At 58.7% G+C, this 16,649-nt stretch carries 15 protein-coding genes; 5 read left to right on the forward strand and 10 right to left on the reverse strand.

Annotation, left to right across the window (positions count from 1 at the left end):
- Positions 1-363: hypothetical protein (locus AC2FPW_RS21010; RefSeq protein WP_496815254.1), on the forward strand; the 363-nt coding region annotated here is incomplete at its 5' end.
- Between the two features lie 528 nt (positions 364-891).
- Positions 892-1,647: a hypothetical protein gene (locus AC2FPW_RS21015; RefSeq protein ID WP_480901106.1), complete on the forward strand. Its 756-nt coding sequence runs from the start codon at positions 892-894 to the stop codon at positions 1,645-1,647.
- Positions 1,648-1,721: 74 nt separating this feature from the next.
- On the opposite strand, the gene AC2FPW_RS21020 is transcribed toward AC2FPW_RS21015, so the two are convergent.
- The 3 genes from AC2FPW_RS21020 to AC2FPW_RS21030 all read right to left on the reverse strand — a co-directional run bounded on the left by AC2FPW_RS21020 (position 1,722) and on the right by AC2FPW_RS21030 (position 4,883).
- On the reverse strand, positions 1,722-2,369 hold the full coding sequence (locus tag AC2FPW_RS21020; protein ID WP_480774468.1) for a response regulator: 648 nt from the start codon (positions 2,367-2,369) through the stop codon (positions 1,722-1,724).
- A complete protein-coding gene (locus tag AC2FPW_RS21025) occupies positions 2,366-3,769 on the reverse strand; it encodes a sensor histidine kinase (RefSeq protein WP_496815255.1) in 1,404 nt (467 codons plus the stop codon). The genes AC2FPW_RS21020 and AC2FPW_RS21025 overlap by 4 nt, the downstream gene beginning before the upstream one ends.
- A 151-nt stretch (positions 3,770-3,920) precedes the next feature.
- Complete coding sequence (locus AC2FPW_RS21030; protein ID WP_496815257.1) at positions 3,921-4,883, reverse strand: zinc ABC transporter substrate-binding protein; 963 nt, start codon at positions 4,881-4,883, stop codon at positions 3,921-3,923.
- Between the two features lie 57 nt (positions 4,884-4,940).
- On the opposite strand from AC2FPW_RS21030, the gene AC2FPW_RS21035 reads away from it, so the two are divergent.
- From AC2FPW_RS21035 to AC2FPW_RS21045, 3 genes are read left to right on the forward strand one after another with little or no spacing between them, the layout of a single operon-like run.
- On the forward strand, positions 4,941-5,453 hold the full coding sequence (locus AC2FPW_RS21035; protein WP_496815259.1) for a Fur family transcriptional regulator: 513 nt from the start codon (positions 4,941-4,943) through the stop codon (positions 5,451-5,453).
- Positions 5,454-5,455: 2 nt separating this feature from the next.
- Positions 5,456-6,202, forward strand: a complete 747-nt coding sequence (locus AC2FPW_RS21040) for a metal ABC transporter ATP-binding protein (RefSeq protein ID WP_267363627.1) — start codon at positions 5,456-5,458, stop codon at positions 6,200-6,202.
- Positions 6,202-6,999 carry a metal ABC transporter permease gene (locus AC2FPW_RS21045; protein ID WP_480547457.1) on the forward strand — a complete coding sequence of 266 codons (798 nt, stop codon included), beginning with the start codon at positions 6,202-6,204 and terminating at the stop codon, positions 6,997-6,999. The genes AC2FPW_RS21040 and AC2FPW_RS21045 overlap by 1 nt, the downstream gene beginning before the upstream one ends.
- 120 nt (positions 7,000-7,119) lie before the next feature.
- Here the strand turns inward: AC2FPW_RS21045 and AC2FPW_RS21050 are convergent, their stop codons facing one another.
- The 7 genes from AC2FPW_RS21050 to xdhA all read right to left on the reverse strand — a co-directional run bounded on the left by AC2FPW_RS21050 (position 7,120) and on the right by xdhA (position 16,504).
- On the reverse strand, positions 7,120-8,193 hold the full coding sequence (locus tag AC2FPW_RS21050; RefSeq protein ID WP_267363629.1) for a BMP family ABC transporter substrate-binding protein: 1,074 nt from the start codon (positions 8,191-8,193) through the stop codon (positions 7,120-7,122).
- 32 nt (positions 8,194-8,225) lie between these two features.
- Entirely contained in the window at positions 8,226-9,146 is a 921-nt protein-coding gene (locus AC2FPW_RS21055; protein ID WP_209598075.1) for an ABC transporter permease, read from the reverse strand.
- 2 nt (positions 9,147-9,148) lie between these two features.
- Positions 9,149-10,231 carry an ABC transporter permease gene (locus AC2FPW_RS21060; protein ID WP_496815261.1) on the reverse strand — a complete coding sequence of 361 codons (1,083 nt, stop codon included), beginning with the start codon at positions 10,229-10,231 and terminating at the stop codon, positions 9,149-9,151.
- 63 nt (positions 10,232-10,294) lie between these two features.
- Positions 10,295-11,812, reverse strand: a complete 1,518-nt coding sequence (locus AC2FPW_RS21065; protein WP_480588835.1) for an ABC transporter ATP-binding protein — start codon at positions 11,810-11,812, stop codon at positions 10,295-10,297.
- Entirely contained in the window at positions 11,809-12,744 is a 936-nt protein-coding gene (gene xdhC / locus AC2FPW_RS21070; RefSeq protein WP_496815262.1) for a xanthine dehydrogenase accessory protein XdhC, read from the reverse strand. Before xdhC ends, AC2FPW_RS21065 begins: the two co-directional genes overlap by 4 nt.
- Positions 12,744-15,146: a xanthine dehydrogenase molybdopterin binding subunit gene (gene xdhB, locus AC2FPW_RS21075; protein WP_496815263.1), complete on the reverse strand. Its 2,403-nt coding sequence runs from the start codon at positions 15,144-15,146 to the stop codon at positions 12,744-12,746. Before xdhB ends, xdhC begins: the two co-directional genes overlap by 1 nt.
- Positions 15,143-16,504 carry a xanthine dehydrogenase small subunit gene (gene xdhA / locus AC2FPW_RS21080; protein WP_496815264.1) on the reverse strand — a complete coding sequence of 454 codons (1,362 nt, stop codon included), beginning with the start codon at positions 16,502-16,504 and terminating at the stop codon, positions 15,143-15,145. Before xdhA ends, xdhB begins: the two co-directional genes overlap by 4 nt.
- Positions 16,505-16,649 lie beyond the last annotated feature (145 nt).

The following is a 16,649-nucleotide window of genomic DNA, read 5'->3' on the forward strand; positions in this document are numbered from 1 at the left end:
TTCGGTCGCTTGTTTGCCATTCGTGGTCCTCCGTTTCCTAAACATAGCGGTGGACCAGTTCAGTGGGGGAGGCTCAGTTCTCTCTTGAGCATGGAAGTTTCCGAACTGAAAGACATAACGTTCCGCATCATGTTCAGAGACCGTTTTGGAACACCGCCTCATGGTTTTGAGCGGAATATCTCGTTTACAAGGCTGAGTTTGGATATCGCAGAAAAACTCGAACGTTCTGCGGGCAGCACTGCAATACTGTATGAAATCTTCCAGTACACTTTGCGTGATGAAGCACTCTTTTTCATGGAAACAATCATTCCAGAAAACAACCGCACATTAGATCTCGGGGTGAGCGGTGCTTCTTTTGTTTGACAGGCACAGGGTTTGTATTTTCGACTTAGCTTGGTTTCTTCTACAAATGATGAAGCCGATGGCAGCACGAGCCATGGCGTCGGGGCAGCTAAAGTTTTAAGTAGACCATCGGACTAAACACCTAGGTATCGGACGGTGGGGCGAACAAGATGAATCCGTCTGTTTGTTCGCATTGTGGTAACTGTCGTGGTCAATTGCGATCGTCAGATTCCTTCTAAAATCGTATATTTCTATTCGGTTCGCCGATGGCGCTAAGCAGGAAGAAAACGACAGCTGTCAAACCAAGACCCGCCAACCGCTGAAGTCGAGTTCCGCAAAACATGGAAAGCAACGCGGCAACACCTCATTGCCCAAGGCCTATATTGGATCACCAGATCCATTTGAGTGATGGATATTTGAAACTCTCATTCCTCGGACCCGGACAATCGGCCGGAAAATCATCAGACCTAAGCCCGATGTAGCGAAGCCGGGCCCGGGATATTCTGCCTCCAATACAGGATAACGCCTCGAACAGGATTGGAGACGAAAATGAATACCCGGAAAAGAACTGGTCAGCTTCTCAGCACGGTAGCGCTGGCGTCGCTGATTGTGATGACACCCTATGTGCCGGCTTTTGACGCAGACGGTCATCTGCGGATGGAACCTGTTTACGCGTTTGCAAAGAGCGGGAAAGGGAGTGATGGCAACGGCGGGGATGATGACCATGACAGCAACTCCGGGTCGGGCAGCGGCGGTGATCGTGACGACAATTCCGGATCGGGTAAAGGTGGTCACGACGATGATGACGACGACGACGATGACGATGATGACGATGGTTCGTCACGCTCGGGCCGGGGCGATAAGAAGGACCGGTCTCAATCTGGGGGGCAGTCATCGGGGTCGGCTGGAATAACAAAGGTCGAGACAAGCGCGAGCGGCATAGAAGTACGCTATGCTGACGGCACCAAGGAAGAGATTGAAAACGGCCGGTACGAAAGAAAGAACGCGCAGAACCGAACAGTCGAGGAACGACCGGCCACCGGTGCCGACGTTTCGCGCCTTCGGTCACTGGCAAACGGTATCTCAATCGACAGCGTGCGCTCGCCCGGGCAGAGTGGTGGCGCTGGAAGTAACCCGGCAAAAATCGAAATTCAGGGCAACAATATCGAAGTTAGTTACGCAAACGGCTGGAAAGAAGAGATCGAGGGCGGGCGTTACGAGTTGAAAGACCCGTTCAACCGGACCGTCGTAGAAAGAACCGCAACTGCGGCGGATCGCAGCAGACTTCAGGCGATTGCCAACTGAGTGACGAACTTTGGCGATTGTGCGGGGCGGTTTCTTTTCTTGAGAGACCGCCCTGGTCTTTGAGCGCCTGACCCCTAGTCTTTCTTGTTCCAGGCCTCATGCGCGATAAGAGCGGCCTCCACCCGGTTTCGCGCATGGAGCTTGGACAGGATCGCCGTCATGTAATGCTTGACGGTTTTCTCCTGTATTCCCAACTCATCGGCTATTTCCCGATTGCTCAGCCCTTTGGCGACGCGTCTTAGGATTTCTTCTTCGCGATGGGTAAGATCATCTATGGCGTCAGCTTCTTTCTGCGACCCGTTTCCGCGATTGATCTGAAGCAGCATGCGCGACGCTAGACCCGGCGAGACGAACCCTTCGCCCGAGGCGATACTGCGCAGCGAAGCTGTCAATTCGCGTGCTGTCACGCCCTTGACGATATAGCCAATGGCACCCGCCTCCAAAGCGTCTGCAACGTCACTGCTGTTTTCAGAGACCGTCAATATCGCAATGAAAGGCGGGTTTGCCATTTCAGCAATTCGACGGGTCGCGCTAATGCCGCCACCGGGCATCGACAGGTCGAGGATGGCGATGTCAGGCTGATGGGTTCGGACAAGGGAAACGGCCTCATCCGCATTTGATCCGGCGGCGAGAACTTTGAAGCCGTCGGCTTCCTCTAAAGTGCGGTGCAAACCGTCCCTGAAAATCGGGTGATCATCTGCGATAACGACGGATGTTGTCATGATGCACTCATCTTTCTGGGAAACAATGTCATAGCAACGGTGGTGCCCTCGCCCGGGGTTGATGTCACCTCGAACCGACCGCCAATGCTTTCGACCCGGTCACGCAAGCCGACAAGGCCCTGGCCCCCGTCCTCACGCAGAACCGTCTCGCCGGAGGGGGCGAACCCGGGGCCGTCGTCGCTGACCTGAACGGTGATGCGATCACCTTGTACGTTGCAGGTGACAGTGCACTGGGACGCGGGCGCATATCTTGCGGCATTGGAAAGCGTTTCCTGCAGGAACCGGAAAACGCACAACTTGCCCGAGATCGACAAGTCGGGCGACGGATTGCCCTGAAAGGAAATACCGGGGCGAAAAGGGCTGTGTTCAGAATGGTCCTCGACAGCTCTTTTTACCACATCAACGAGCGCCAGATTTTCGATGTCTGGCGCGAACAACCCCCGTGACAAGGCGCGAATTTCTGCCAAAGACTTCTGCAAAGATTGCTGAATTTCTTCGGCCTCGGTGGGCATCTCCGGCCTGTCGCCGAATGCAGCCTCCAGTCGAAGGGCGGCGAGGGACAGGTATTGGGCAGGGCCGTCATGCAGTTCCGCGCCGAGTTTCCTGAGGAACCTGTCCGTTTGCGCAGCATATCTTTCCGATGCATCAATGACGCGCGACCGCAGCATGGCATTCTGTGCGGCCATCTTTTCACTTTCGGCAAGACGATCGTTCAGAAGGCGCCCTTGCCGTCGAATGGTGTTGTCGCCGATTGCGACAATGGAAAACAGAACAATCGTGCTTGCCGCAAAGGCCGAGCCAACGATCAACCAGCTTGTTCTTCGGGCTCTGGCCATGTCCAGTTCCAGCTGATCGGCCTTTTCATAAAACTCGGCGACCGCGATGATTTTCCCCGACCAGATTTCGCGAATGGGGCTGTAGACTTCCAGCAATGGAATGCCAAGCGCAGCCTCTGCCGCGCTTTCTTCGTCGTCCAGCTCTTCGAATGAGCCCGAGATTTCTCCAGCCCATGCGCGTTTCAGGTCGTCTGTTGGCTCGAATCGGCGACCAATGATGGCGGAATCCGATGCATATGCAATCTCGCCATCCTGTTTCCAGAACTTGTACGAGGCAATGCGTTCGCGCATCGGCTGGGTCATGAAAATCTCGTCCAGCGCCCGGCTGGCCTGTTCGGAAAGGCGGTCTCCATGCGCCAGTTCCTGGCTGAGTGGGGACAAAATGCTTTCCATGTACAATGCGGCCGAATTGGCGGAGTTCTGTACAACCGCGTTTTCGATCCGGTTCGATACCCAGTGACCAACAAACACCGTTGCAGTCCCCATGACCGCAACACTTGCCGCGAGAAAAACGCGCGACAAAGACCAGTTGCCAATTGTCAGGTCGGTAATTTTGGGTCTCATTTCGCAATCGACTATGAACGACAATTGTTTGACGCGCTACAGACCATGGTCTGATGCGCTTCTCCAATGTTCCAAACCTGATGCGCGGGTCGGGACTTGGTCCTTTTGGGTGCGCCCCGGCAGGTTCCCGCGTCCCGATCCCAGACCCGGTTCAACGGGTTTTCAAACACTCCGACAGGGTTTGCGCCATGTTACGAATGACTTGCGGGTACAGAGACGGCCCGGGTTCCAGTGCCGAGCCCAGTGGATCGATCACACCGGATTGCGCCGATGTTCCATCCAACACGGTCTCGACGATGCCCGGATTGAACTGTGGTTCAGACAATACGCAGTTGATGCCTTCGGCGTGAATGCGACCTTGAATAGCGGCAATACGCGCGGGGCTTGGGTCGGACGCGTCGCTCAGGGAAATCGCGCCCGATGCAGGGAAATTGAACGCGACCTCAAAATACTGGTAGGCATCATGAAACACGACGAAGCTGCCGCCGCGAAGCGGTTCAAGCAACTCTGCCACTTCTGCGGAAAGCGCGGTCATTTCTTCGCGCGCCGCTTTGGCATTTGCCAAATACGCAGCGGCGTTGTCGGGATCCGCTGACGACAGTTGATCCGCGATCAGGGTCAGCCAGGCTTTGGCATTCGTTGGCGACAGCCAGGCATGTGGGTCATGATCGTCATGATCGTCATGATCGTCATGACCTTCGTGATCGTCATAGTCTTCGTGACCCGTATCGTCCGCGTGATCATGCGCCTCAAACAATGCGTCTTCCCGGAACTCAAGAAGCCCCGTACCCTTTGCGTCCAACAGGGCAGTGGCGGTCGCGCCTTGGGCAAGAGTTTCTATCGCGCTGTCCAGCCATGGCGTCAGGTCTTCTCCTACCCAGAACACCAGATCGGCGTTTTGCAACGCGGCCGCCTCGGACGGGCGCAGATTGTATTCATGCGGCGAGGCACCCGGTGCGACGATCAGGGCAGGTGTGCCGACACCCTCCATGACACGGGCCACCAGCGAATGAACCGGGGCAATGTCCGCGGCAACGTTTGGCGCATCTGCGCGGGCCGGTCCACCCAGCAGTGCGACAGTGATAGATAATGGAAGAAGAAGCGTTCTGGACATCGGGTCCTCTGTGTGATTTTATAACATTTCAAGCGGCAATACATGATATGAAATAACATGACAAGTGATGTGCACCCAGTTATTGGCAAAGACACCGCCCCGGTCGGGTTTCAGGAACATGACCACCAGAGTTGTGTCGCAACGGCCCTGGCATCCGCCGAAGCCCGGTGCAAAGAGGAAGGGCTGCGGTTGACGCCGGTTCGCCGCAAGGTTCTTGAGATGTTATTGCAGGAACATCGCGCCCTTGGTGCCTATGCAATCCTTGACCGGTTGCGCGACGAAGGGTTCGGGTCCCAGCCTCCGGTCGCTTATCGGGCGCTGGAGTTTCTTGTACAAAACGGCTTTGTCCACAAGATCGAGCGGCTGAACGCGTTTGTCGCCTGCTCTCATCCCGGCGCGGCGCATTCACCTGCTTTCATGATCTGCCGAAAATGCGACGCCGTAGCCGAGGCGCAGTCTGCCCCGTCCAAAGGTGTTCTTGGCGCTGCCGCGCGCGCGGCGGGTTTCGAGATCGAGCGAACGGTTGTAGAGGCTGAAGGTCTCTGCCCCGACTGCACCGAAAAGGCATAAAGATGGCCCTGATCACCGTCGAGAAACTCAGCGTCCGCTATGGCGCGCATACCGTGCTGCATCATGTGGATATGGTCATTGAACCGGGTGAAATCGTGACCATCGTTGGCCCGAACGGATCAGGCAAGACCAGCCTGCTGCGCGCCATTATCGGTGCGACACGGCCTTGTGCCGGTCAAGTGTCACTGAAGCCCGGATTGAAAATCGGCTATGTGCCGCAGAAGCTGCATGTCGATCCGACATTACCGATTTCCGTTGAACGGTTCATGCGTCTGACCGATCCTGTGTCGCGCAGGCAATGTATCGAGGCGCTTGAATCGGCGGGTGTGCCGGATCTGTTGAAACGCCAGATGTCGCAGCTGTCCGGCGGACAGTTCCAGCGGGTGCTGCTGGCCAGAGCTTTGATCAACCGCCCGGACATATTGTTGCTGGACGAAGCGACACAGGGTTTGGACCAACGGGGGTCGGCCAGCTTTTACCAGCAAATCGAGGCTGTCCGGCGCGAGACCGGATGCGCCGTTCTGATGATCAGCCACGAACTGCACGTGGTCATGAGCGCGTCGGACCGGGTGATATGCCTCAATGGGCATGTCTGTTGCGAAGGATCACCGGCCGTTGTCGCCTCGGCACCCGAATATCGGGCCTTGTTCGGAACCGGAACAGGTGGTGCGCTTGCCCTTTATCGTCATGAACATGATCACAATCATGATCATGACCATGATGCGAACCCACAGGAAGCGGCGGAATAATGCTGGATGATTTCATGATGCGGGCAACGCTCGCAGGTATTGGCGTGGCGTTTGCTGCGGCCCCCCTTGGGTGTTTTGTCGTATGGCGTCGCATGGCGTATTTCGGCGATGCAACCGCACATGCCGCGATTTTGGGCGTGGCCCTGTCCCTGACGTTTCAGATGTCGATCTTCACGGGCGCGCTGGCCGTCGCTTTGGTCATGGCGCTGACCGTTTCGCTTTTGGCCGGTCGCGGTTATGCGATGGACACGCTGCTGGGGGTTCTGGCGCATTCTGCGCTGGCATTCGGGCTGGTTGCAGTTTCATTCCTGTCCGGTGTCCGGATTGACCTGATGGCATATCTGTTTGGGGATATTCTGGCGGTCTCCCGTTCGGATCTGGTCGTGATCTGGGGCGGTGCGGCGCTTGTCGTGGCGCTGATTGTCTGGCGTTGGTCGCAACTTCTGACCGCGACATTGAACGAAGAACTGGCCTATGCCAGCGGCTTCGATCCAAGGCGAGAACAACTGATCCTGACCCTGTCACTTGCCGTGACCGTAGCGGTGGCGATCAAGGTTGTGGGCGTATTGCTGATCGCCGCAATGCTGATCATTCCGGCGGCCGCTGCGCGAAACCTCGCGCGGTCACCAGAATCGATGGCCCTGATTGCTGCGGGAATAGGTGCGCTTTCGGCCATCACAGGGCTAAGGGCCGCGTATGTATTCGACACTCCGGCAGGGCCCTCGATCGTCTGCGTTGCCGCGATCGTTTTTGCGTGTCTCAGCCTGATCGGGTGGCGAACGCAGGACAGGGCCTAAAGGTTCCGTAGGTCGTCGCAGCCGTTACATCCCGGTCATCCGGTAATATGACCGAAGCGAATACGCCACGAAAAAAGGCCCGCAATCTTGCGGGCCTTGATGCATTTCTATCCGCGCCGTTTACTGCGGGATATCGCCTTCCAGCCCTTCGACATAGAAGTTCATACCGGCCAGCGTACCGTCGTCGGCTACTTCGCCCTCGGCCAGCCAGTCGCTGCCGTCCTGCTTTTTCAACGGTCCGGTAAAGGCATGATGGCTGCCATCGGCCAGGGCCGCTTTCAGCGCCAGTGCCTCTTCCTTGATGTCCGCCGGAACCGCGTCCGAAATCTCACCGATTTCTACCATGCCCGGCCCAATACCGTCCCAGGTGTTGGATGAAGTCCAGGTGCCGTCCATCACAGCTCGCGTGCGCGCAATGTAATAGGGTCCCCAGTTGTCGATGATCGAGGAAACACGCGGTTTGGGGGCGTATTCGCTCATATCCGAAGCCTGACCGAAGGTGATCACGTTGCCCGCCTCTTGTGCGGCGGCCTGCGGTGCGGTCGAGTCAGTGTGCTGCAGGATCACGTCGGCGCCCTGTTCGATCAGAACAGATGCGGCGTCAGCTTCTTTTGCCGGGTCGAACCAGGTATAGGCCCAGACGATCTTGAACTGGACATCCGGGTTCGCTTTCTTGGCGTGGATATAGGCCGAGTTGATACCGCGGATCACCTCGGGGATCGGGTAGGACCCGATATAGCCGATGATGTTCGATTTGGTCATTTTACCCGCGATATGCCCCTGAACCGCGCGGCCTTCATAAAAACGCGCCGAATAGACCGAGACGTTGTCGGCAGTCTTGTAGCCTGTCGCGTGCTCGAACTTCACGTTCGGGAATTTCTTGGCCACGTTGATGGTAGGATCCATATAGCCGAACGAGGTGGTAAAGATCAGATCCGCGCCTTCCAGTGCCATCTGTGTCATCACGCGTTCGGCGTCCGGGCCTTCCGGCACCGATTCAACGAATACAGTCTCGACCTTGTCGCCGAACTCTTCTTCGATCGCCAGACGGCCCTTGTTGTGTTCATAGGTCCAGCCACCGTCGCCGACAGGGCCGACATAGACAAAACCGACCTTGGTCTTGTCTTGCGCCACTGCGCCGGTCGCAAGACCAAGCGCTATCGCGGCAGTTGTCAGAAGTGATTTGAATTTCATGTAGTTACTCCCCAAGTTGGTTCAGTTGGCCCCTAGTGTGAGGCATGGAAGGTCCGGCCCAGTGAGGCAGGTGCGCTGCTCTTGTCGGCCGAAAGGATCACAAGCACAAGGATCGTGATGAGATAGGGTGACATTGCCAGATACTCGACGGGAATGGCAACGCCCGCTGCCTGCAAATTAAGCTGCAAGACGGTAATGCCGCCGAACAAATATGCACCCAGCAGGACCCGCCATGGTTTCCAGCTGGCAAACACCACCAGCGCCAGCGCGATCCAGCCGACACCTGCGGTCATGCCCTCGGTCCATTGCGGTACACGGATCAGGCTGATGTAAGCCCCACCCAGGCCCGCGCAGGCCCCGCCGAACAGGATCGCCATGATACGGATTTTGATGACCTTGTAGCCAAGCGCATGGGCGGCATCATGGTTTTCACCAACCGCCCGCAGGATCAACCCGACGCGGGTGTACTTCAGGACGGCCCAGACCACAGCGGTCAGCGCAATGCCCAGATACAGGATGGGGTCGTGCCGAAACAGGATCGGGCCGATGACCGGAATATCGCTAATCAAAGGGATGTGGATATCGCCCATGCTGGGGGGTTTGACGCCCACATAGCTTTGCCCCATCAAGGCGCTGAAACCCAGTCCAAACAGGGTCAGCGCAAGGCCGCTGGCAACCTGGTTGGCCAATGCAAACTGTGTCAGCAGGACGAACAGCAGCGACAGGACGGCCCCGCCAATGGCGGCAGCAACAAAGCCCAGCCAGGGCGAGCCGGTTTCGACCGAGATCGCAAAACCGCTGATCGCGCCAACGATCATCATGCCCTCGACACCAAGGTTCAGAACGCCTGCCTTTTCCACGACAAGCTCTCCGATCGCGGCCAGCAGAAGGGGGGTTGCGGCCACCATAAGCGAGGCAACCAGAAGAACGGGATTGATTTGACCAAGGTCCATGATCACGCCACCTCGCTACGCGCCGCACGGATGCGGAAGTTTGTCAGAAGATCGAAGGCCAGCAGGAAAAACAGCAGCATTCCCTGAAACACCTGAATGGCAGCGGCAGGCAGACCCAGCTGCGATTGTGCAATTTCGCCGCCAATATAGGTCAGCGCCATCAGGCCCCCGGCCAACAGGATACCCACCGGATGCAGGCGGCCCAGAAACGCGACGATGATCGCGGTAAAGCCATAGCCCACGTTGAAGTCGATGCTGATCTGACCGGACGGGCCGGACACCTCGAACATACCGGCCAGCCCGGCCAAAGCGCCCGAAATCCCAAGGCAGAACAGGATCAGGCGCGCCGGATTCACACCTGCAAACTTTGCCGCGCGGGGGGCCTCACCCGTCAGACGGATATGGAAGCCCAGCATGTGACGGTTCAGCAATACATAGGCAAAGATCACCGCGATGAAGGCCGCGACAACACCCCAATGCATCCCGGAACCGACAATCAACTCGGCATTATGCGCGCTTTCATAGGATTGCAGGTTGCGCGATCCGGGAAAGCCGAACCCTTCGGGGTTCTTGAGAAGACCCAGCGAGACCGAGGCCAGCATCTGCTCGGCCACGTAGACCAGCATCAGCGACACAAGGATTTCGTTGGTGCCGAAACGCACCTTCAGCAAAGCCGGGATCGTTGCCCACAGCCAACCGCCAAATGCGCCTGCGACCACCATGATCGGGAAGATGTACCAGGCATCAAGCGGATAGAAGGCCAGACCTGCGCCCGCGCCGAATATGGCGCCCATGATGTATTGTCCTTCGGCCCCGATATTCCAGATACCGGCCCGAAAACCCAGCGACAATCCGATTGCGATCAGCACTAGGGGCGCGCCTTTGACCAGCAATTGAGGGCGGTAATAGAATGCGAACTCGCCAAACAGCGGCTCCCAGAAGATGGTACCGATGGCTTCGACCGGATTTTTCCCCAAAATGGCAAACAGCAACCCGCCAAACACCATTGTTGCCAGCACCGCCACAAGGGGGGTCGCGTAAGACCAGGCCCTGGACGGCTGTGGCCGTTTCTCCAACACTATCATCTGCTCATCCCCCCAGATGTTTCATCTTTTCGCAAATACTCTCGCCGAAGGCGGCCTAGCAGATCACACATGTGCCACCTCCATGCCATGGGCGCCGCCCATCATCAGGCCAATCTCATCCACCGTCAGGCCGGTGGTCGGGCGCGGTGCGCTCAGTCTGCCTTCGTTCAAGGCCGCAAAACTGTCCGAGATTTCCATCAGCTCATCCAGATCCTGCGAGATGCAGATCACCGCTGTGCCTTTCGCCGCAAGATCGAGTATGGCTTGCCGGATCGACGCGGCCGCCGCGGCATCCACCCCCCAGGTCGGCTGGTTTACCACCAACACATCAGGGTTTTGCAGCACTTCGCGTCCAATCACGAATTTCTGCAGATTGCCGCCGGACAAGGACCGCGCTGCGTTTTCGGGCCCGGGCGTGCGAACGTCGAAGGCTTCGATGATCTTTTCGGCAAAACTCCGGGTTTCGGTCCATTTCAAGAAGCCATTTTTCTCAAGCCCTTCCCGCACAGATCCGGTCAGCAAAGCGTTTTCGGTCAGGCTCATGTCGGGTGCCGCTGCGTGGCCTAACCGTTCCTCGGGCGCGGTCAGAACGCCCAGCTTACGGCGCGCTGTCGGGCCGAGCTTGCCGATCGCCTGACCGTTGAACTTGATTGCATCCGCCGATGTCAGGATTTCCCCGGACAGCACGCCCAGCAATTCATCCTGCCCGTTTCCGGCAACGCCGCCGATGCCCAGAACCTCGCCCTTGCGGACCGTCATGTGCACATTGCGCAATGCGGTGCCGAATTCCGAAGGCGAAGGGACTGACAGCCCACTAACATCCAGCGCGACCTCGCCCAGTTCCCGGCCCGAGCGTTCAGGCGTCTGCAACGTCGACCCGACCATCATCTCGGCCATGTCACGCGCCGAAGTTTCAGCGGGGACACATTCGCCCACGTTCTTGCCCAGGCGCAGGATCGTGGCATGGTCGCATAGCGTTCGGATTTCCTCCAGTTTATGCGAGATATACAGGATCGAGGTTCCCTCGGAGCGTAGCTTGTTCAGCGTCTCAAACAGGATATCGACCTCCTGCGGGGTCAGAACCGAGGTCGGTTCGTCCATGATCAGCAGTTTGGGGTCCTGCAACAGGCAGCGGATGATCTCGACCCGCTGGCGTTCGCCTGCGGACAGGTCGCCAACCGTGCGAAACGGGTCCAGCGGAAGGCCATAAGTTTCCGAAACTTCGCGAATGCGCGATGCCAGATCCCCCATCGGGGGCGGATTCTCCATCCCCAGCGCGATATTCTCGGCCACGTTCAGCGCGTCAAACAGCGAAAAATGCTGGAACACCATCGCGATCCCATCCGCACGGGCCGCGCGGGGTTCGGGCGGCGCAAACGGATTGCCGCGCAGTTTCATGGTGCCGCTGTCCGGCTTCACAAGCCCATAGATCATTTTTACCAGCGTGGATTTCCCCGCGCCGTTTTCACCCAGCAGCGCGTGTACTTCGCCTTCGCCGATGTCAAAGGACACCTGATCATTGGCCACAACACCGGGGTAGGCTTTGGTCAGCCCTTGCAAGCTCAAAAGTGGAATGGTCACGCGCTCAGGTCCTTCTTCAACTTGTTTTGCAGGGCCGGGCGCAGCAATTGTGCAGCGACGCCCACGGCGATCATATGTGGATGCTTCCCCATCGACGGGTCACCGATCGGGCAGGTGATCCGGCTTATCCGTTCAGGCGGATGTCCAAGGGCGGCCAGCCGCGACCGGAATCGCGCCCATTTCGTAGCCGAGCCAATCAGCCCCGCAAAGCCAAAATCGTGCAAAAGCAGTCTGTTGCACAGTTCAAAGTCAAGATTATGCGAGTATGTAAGCACAAGATGTTCAGCGTCACATGGGGCATGGCGGACCAGCTCCGCCGGTTTTGCCGCCGGAACAATTGTCACGCCCGCTGGCACAGCGGCCGGAAAGCGCTGACGGCTGGTGTCCACCCAGGTGATTGCAAGATCAGGAAGCGGGGACAGCACATCCACCAGCGCCCGGCCGACATGGCCCGCGCCCCAGATCCACAGATTGCGTGTCGGCTTGTGAACGGGTTCAACCATCCAGCCGTCAATCAGCTGCGGTTCGGGCGCAATCCCCTGTCCGCGCGCCGTCGCCAGCATTCGCTTGACCGACAGGGGCATCGCGCCATCCTTGGTCGGGCGCGCGATGACCGCATCGTCCAGATCATTGACGGTCTTTGCGCCGTAAACCTCGCTCAGCAACGACACGGCACCGCCGCAGCATTGCCCCAACTCGGGTCCAAGCGCATGATGCGTCAGGCGGGTTGGCGTGGTTTGCAGTCGCGCGGCATGTGCCGCCTGGTATTCCAGTGTTCCGCCGCCGATTGTGCCGCTTTGCCCGCCGTCCCAGACCAGCATGGCGGCACCGACTTCACGTGGAGACGACCCTTTGATCCCGGCGATGACCACCCGGACCACTTTGCCGTGGGTTTTGACCGCCTCCCTCAAAGCCTCAAGGTCAAATCCCATCAGATGCCTCCCTTCATCCTCTGGACGCCGCGCCAGACCTCTTCGGCGGTGGCGGGCGCGTTGAGCGCCGGATAAGTGTCCCCGCAGGCCGCCACCGCATTCGAAAGCGCCAGCCAGACCGATATTCCCAGCATGAATGGGGGTTCCCCCACGGCTTTCGAGCGATAGATGGTGTCCTCTCGGTTCTCGCCATCCCAAAGTGCGACGTTGAAAATATCGGGCCGGTCGGAACAGGCCGGTATCTTGTAGGTCGAGGGCGCGTGCGTGCGCAGGTTGCCCTTCCCGTCCCAGACCAGTTCCTCGGTCGTCAGCCAGCCCGCACCTTGCACGTAACCGCCTTCGACCTGTCCGACATCCAGCGCCGGGTTCAGCGAAGCGCCCGCGTCATGCAGGATATCTGTGCGCAGAATGCGGTTCTCGCCCGTCAACGTGTCCACAGCGACCTCGGTGACCGAAGCGCCATAGGCGAAGTAGTAAAACGGGCGACCACGCCCCGCGATCCGGTCCCATTCGATCTTGGGCGTTTTATAGAAGCCAGTGGCCGACAGGCTTATCCGACCCTGATAGGCCAGTGCGGCAGCTTCGGCGAACGTGTACCGTTCTTCACCAACCGAAACGTGGCCATCCGTGAACGTGACGGCAGAGGGGTCGGCCTGATGCCGTTCAGCCAGATAATCGGCCATCCGGTCGCGGATCGTATCGCAGGCCGCTTTCACCGCCATACCGTTCAGATCGCTGCCTGAAGACGCCGCCGTGGCCGAGGTATTGGGCACTTTTGCCGTATCCGTGGCGGTGATCTTGACCATCTCAAGCGGGATGCCGAAACGCGACGCGGCCACTTGCGCGACCTTCTGGAACAGACCCTGACCCATCTCGGTGCCACCATGATTCAGATGGACCGAACCATCCTGATACACATGCACCAGCGCACCGGCCTGATTCAGATGGGTCAGTGTGAAGGAAATACCGAACTTGACCGGAGAAAAGGCGATGCCCTTCTTGATCACGCTGTTTTCGGCATTCCATTTCTCGATGGCCGCTTTGCGCGCGGCATAGTTGCTGGACTTCATCAGCGCTTCGGTCATGCCATGCAGTTCGAAATCGCTGACCTCCATGCCGTAGGGCGTCGTGTTGCCGCCAGCGGGCAGGGGGCGGACCGGGGCGGTCCCTGTTTCCACTGCGCCACGGCTGGTCAGGTCTTCGTGCGGGTCGGGATGACCCAGCGGTTTTTCGTGAGGTTGGACTTCGGCAACCTTATGCGCGGGCTCGTAATAGTTGCGGCGGCGCAATTCCACCGGGTCCAGCCCAAGTTCATGCGCGGCGTGGTCCATCACACGTTCGATGGCAACCATCCCCTGCGGGCCACCAAACCCGCGATAGGCGGTGGCTGACTGCGTGTTGGTCTTCAACCGATGGCTTTCAATCCGGGCATTGGGCAACAGGTATGCATTGTCAGAATGCAGCATCGCACGGTCGGCGACGGGCAGGGACAGGTCCTGCGCCCAGCCGCAGATTGCGTATTGCAGAAAGGACACGCCCTGAACGTGACCCTGTTCGTCAAATCCCGCGCGATAGGAAATCCGGAAGGCGTGGCGTTTGCCGGTGATGATCATGTCATCATCGCGGTCATAGCGCATTTTGCAGGCTTTGCCGGTCGCCCGTGCAGCCACCGCGCAGGCGACGGCCAGCGCATTCCCCTGGCTTTCCTTGCCGCCGAACCCGCCACCCATGCGCCGGGTTTCGACGCGGATCGCATGCATGGGCAGGCCCAGAGCGTCCGCCACCTTGTGCTGTATCTCGGTCGGGTGCTGGGTCGAGCTGTGGACCAGCATGTCGCCGCCTTCATTCGGCACGGCAAGCGCAGCCTGACCTTCCAGATAGAAATGCTCCTGACCGCCGATCTCGAACGTCCCGTCGATGACGTGGGCGGCGCTTTCAATCGCGGCGTCCGCATCGCCCTTGGCATAGATGCGGGGCCCGTCTTCAAATCGGCTGTCTGCGGCCAGAGCTTCTTCAACCGTCAGGATCGGTGTTTCCTCGGCATAGTCGATCTTGCCCAACCGAACCGCCTTGCGGGCGGCCAGATGGCTGGTGGCAACCACCAGGAAAACAGGCTGGCCGATATAGTGAACCGTCCCGTCGGATAGCAAAGGCTCGTCATGGATCGAGGGCGAAACATCGTTGGCAAAGGGCAGGTCCTGTGCCGTCATGACCCTGACGACCCCGGGTGCCGCTTTCACGGCAGACAGGTCCATGGCGGTAATCGTGCCCTTGGCGATCGGGCTCAGGCCAAAGGCCAGATGCAATGTGCCCTTTGGCGTCGGGATGTCGTCCACATACCGGGCGGAACCGGATACGTGCAGCGGTGCCGCGTCATGGGGAAGGGGTTTGGTTACGCTCATGCCGATACCTCCAGCACGTTGGTCACTTGGCCCTGATCCTCAAGGAAGTACCGTTCCAGCATCGCTTTGGCGGTCTCAAGCCTGTACGTGGCCGAGGCGCGCATATCCGTAAGCGGTGAATAATCGTCGGCAAAAGCGGGCAGAGCGGCGTCAATCGTCTCGCGCGCCCACGGTTTGCCGATCAGCGCGGCCTCGACATGGGTTGCTCGTTGCGGAATGCCAGCCATACCGCCAAACGCGATGCGCGCATCCGCCACCCGCCCGTCCGAAATGGTAATGTTAAAACATCCGCACACGGCCGAGATATCCTGATCGAACCGTTTGCTCAGCTTGTAGCATTTCAGTCGGTCCGCCTGACGCGGGAAGCTGACGGCTTCGACAAACTCACCCGGTGCGCGGTCCTGTTTCCCGTAATCGATGAAGAAGTCTTCCAGCGGGACTGACCGGCGTTCATCACCTTTGCGCAGGTGCAGCGTCGCACCCAATGCGATCAGCGCGGGCGGGTTGTCTCCGATTGGCGAGCCATTGGCAATGTTGCCGCCCACAGTGGCCGCGTGACGGACCTGAACACTGGCATAGCGCCGGATCATTTCGGCATAGGATGGGTGAATGTCCGCCAAGGCGTCGCCCATACGGTTCATATCGACCATGGCACCGAAACGAATTTCTTCGTCGGTGATCGTGATCTCTTTGAGATCGTCACAGCGGTTCAGGAAGATCACCGGATCAAGATCGCGCAGTTGCTTTGTCACCCAAAGCCCAACATCAGTTGCGCCCGCAACCAAAGTGGCATTCGGGTTCTCGGCATATACGGCAGCCAGCGCGTCGGACGAATCCGGCAGCATGGGTGAGGCGGCAGGTGTTGCGACAGGCTTGTCCTTAACCCAGACAGGCACGGGCTGCTTCTCGGCCGCTTCAGCTGCGCGAATAATGGGAGCGTAACCCGTGCAACGGCACAGATTACCGGCAAGCTGTGTATCGTGATCCGTCGCGCCATTGGTGTGGCCGGCCACCATCGACATGACAAAACCGGGCGTGCAAAAGCCGCATTGCGAACCGTGCAGGTCAACCATGGCCTGCTGAACCGGATGGACCTCGCCATCGGGGCTGCTGGCGCCTTCGACGGTTCGAACCGCCTTGCCATGCAACTGCGGCAGGAACAGGATGCACGAGTTCAGGGCCTTTGCGCCACCCGCATCCGTCACCATGACAGTGCAGGCACCGCAATCGCCTTCGTTGCAGCCTTCCTTGGTGCCGGTCAGGCCACGATCTTCACGCAGCCAATCCAGCAGAGTGGCCGTCGGATTGATATCCGTCAGCTCCACTGTCTCTCCGTTCAGAAGAAACGTGATGTCCATTCGAGAAACCCGTCGCCTTACCCAGTTGCGCCCTGGTGGTGCCCTCCTTCGATGCGACGTAGAAAGAGTGGCGGGCGGATAGCTTGCCAATGGATGTTAGAAACAGCATGCGTGATCTGGCAAGAAAAACTGCCTGTATGATGCA

Source organism: Ruegeria sp. SATB027 (assembly GCF_059613825.1).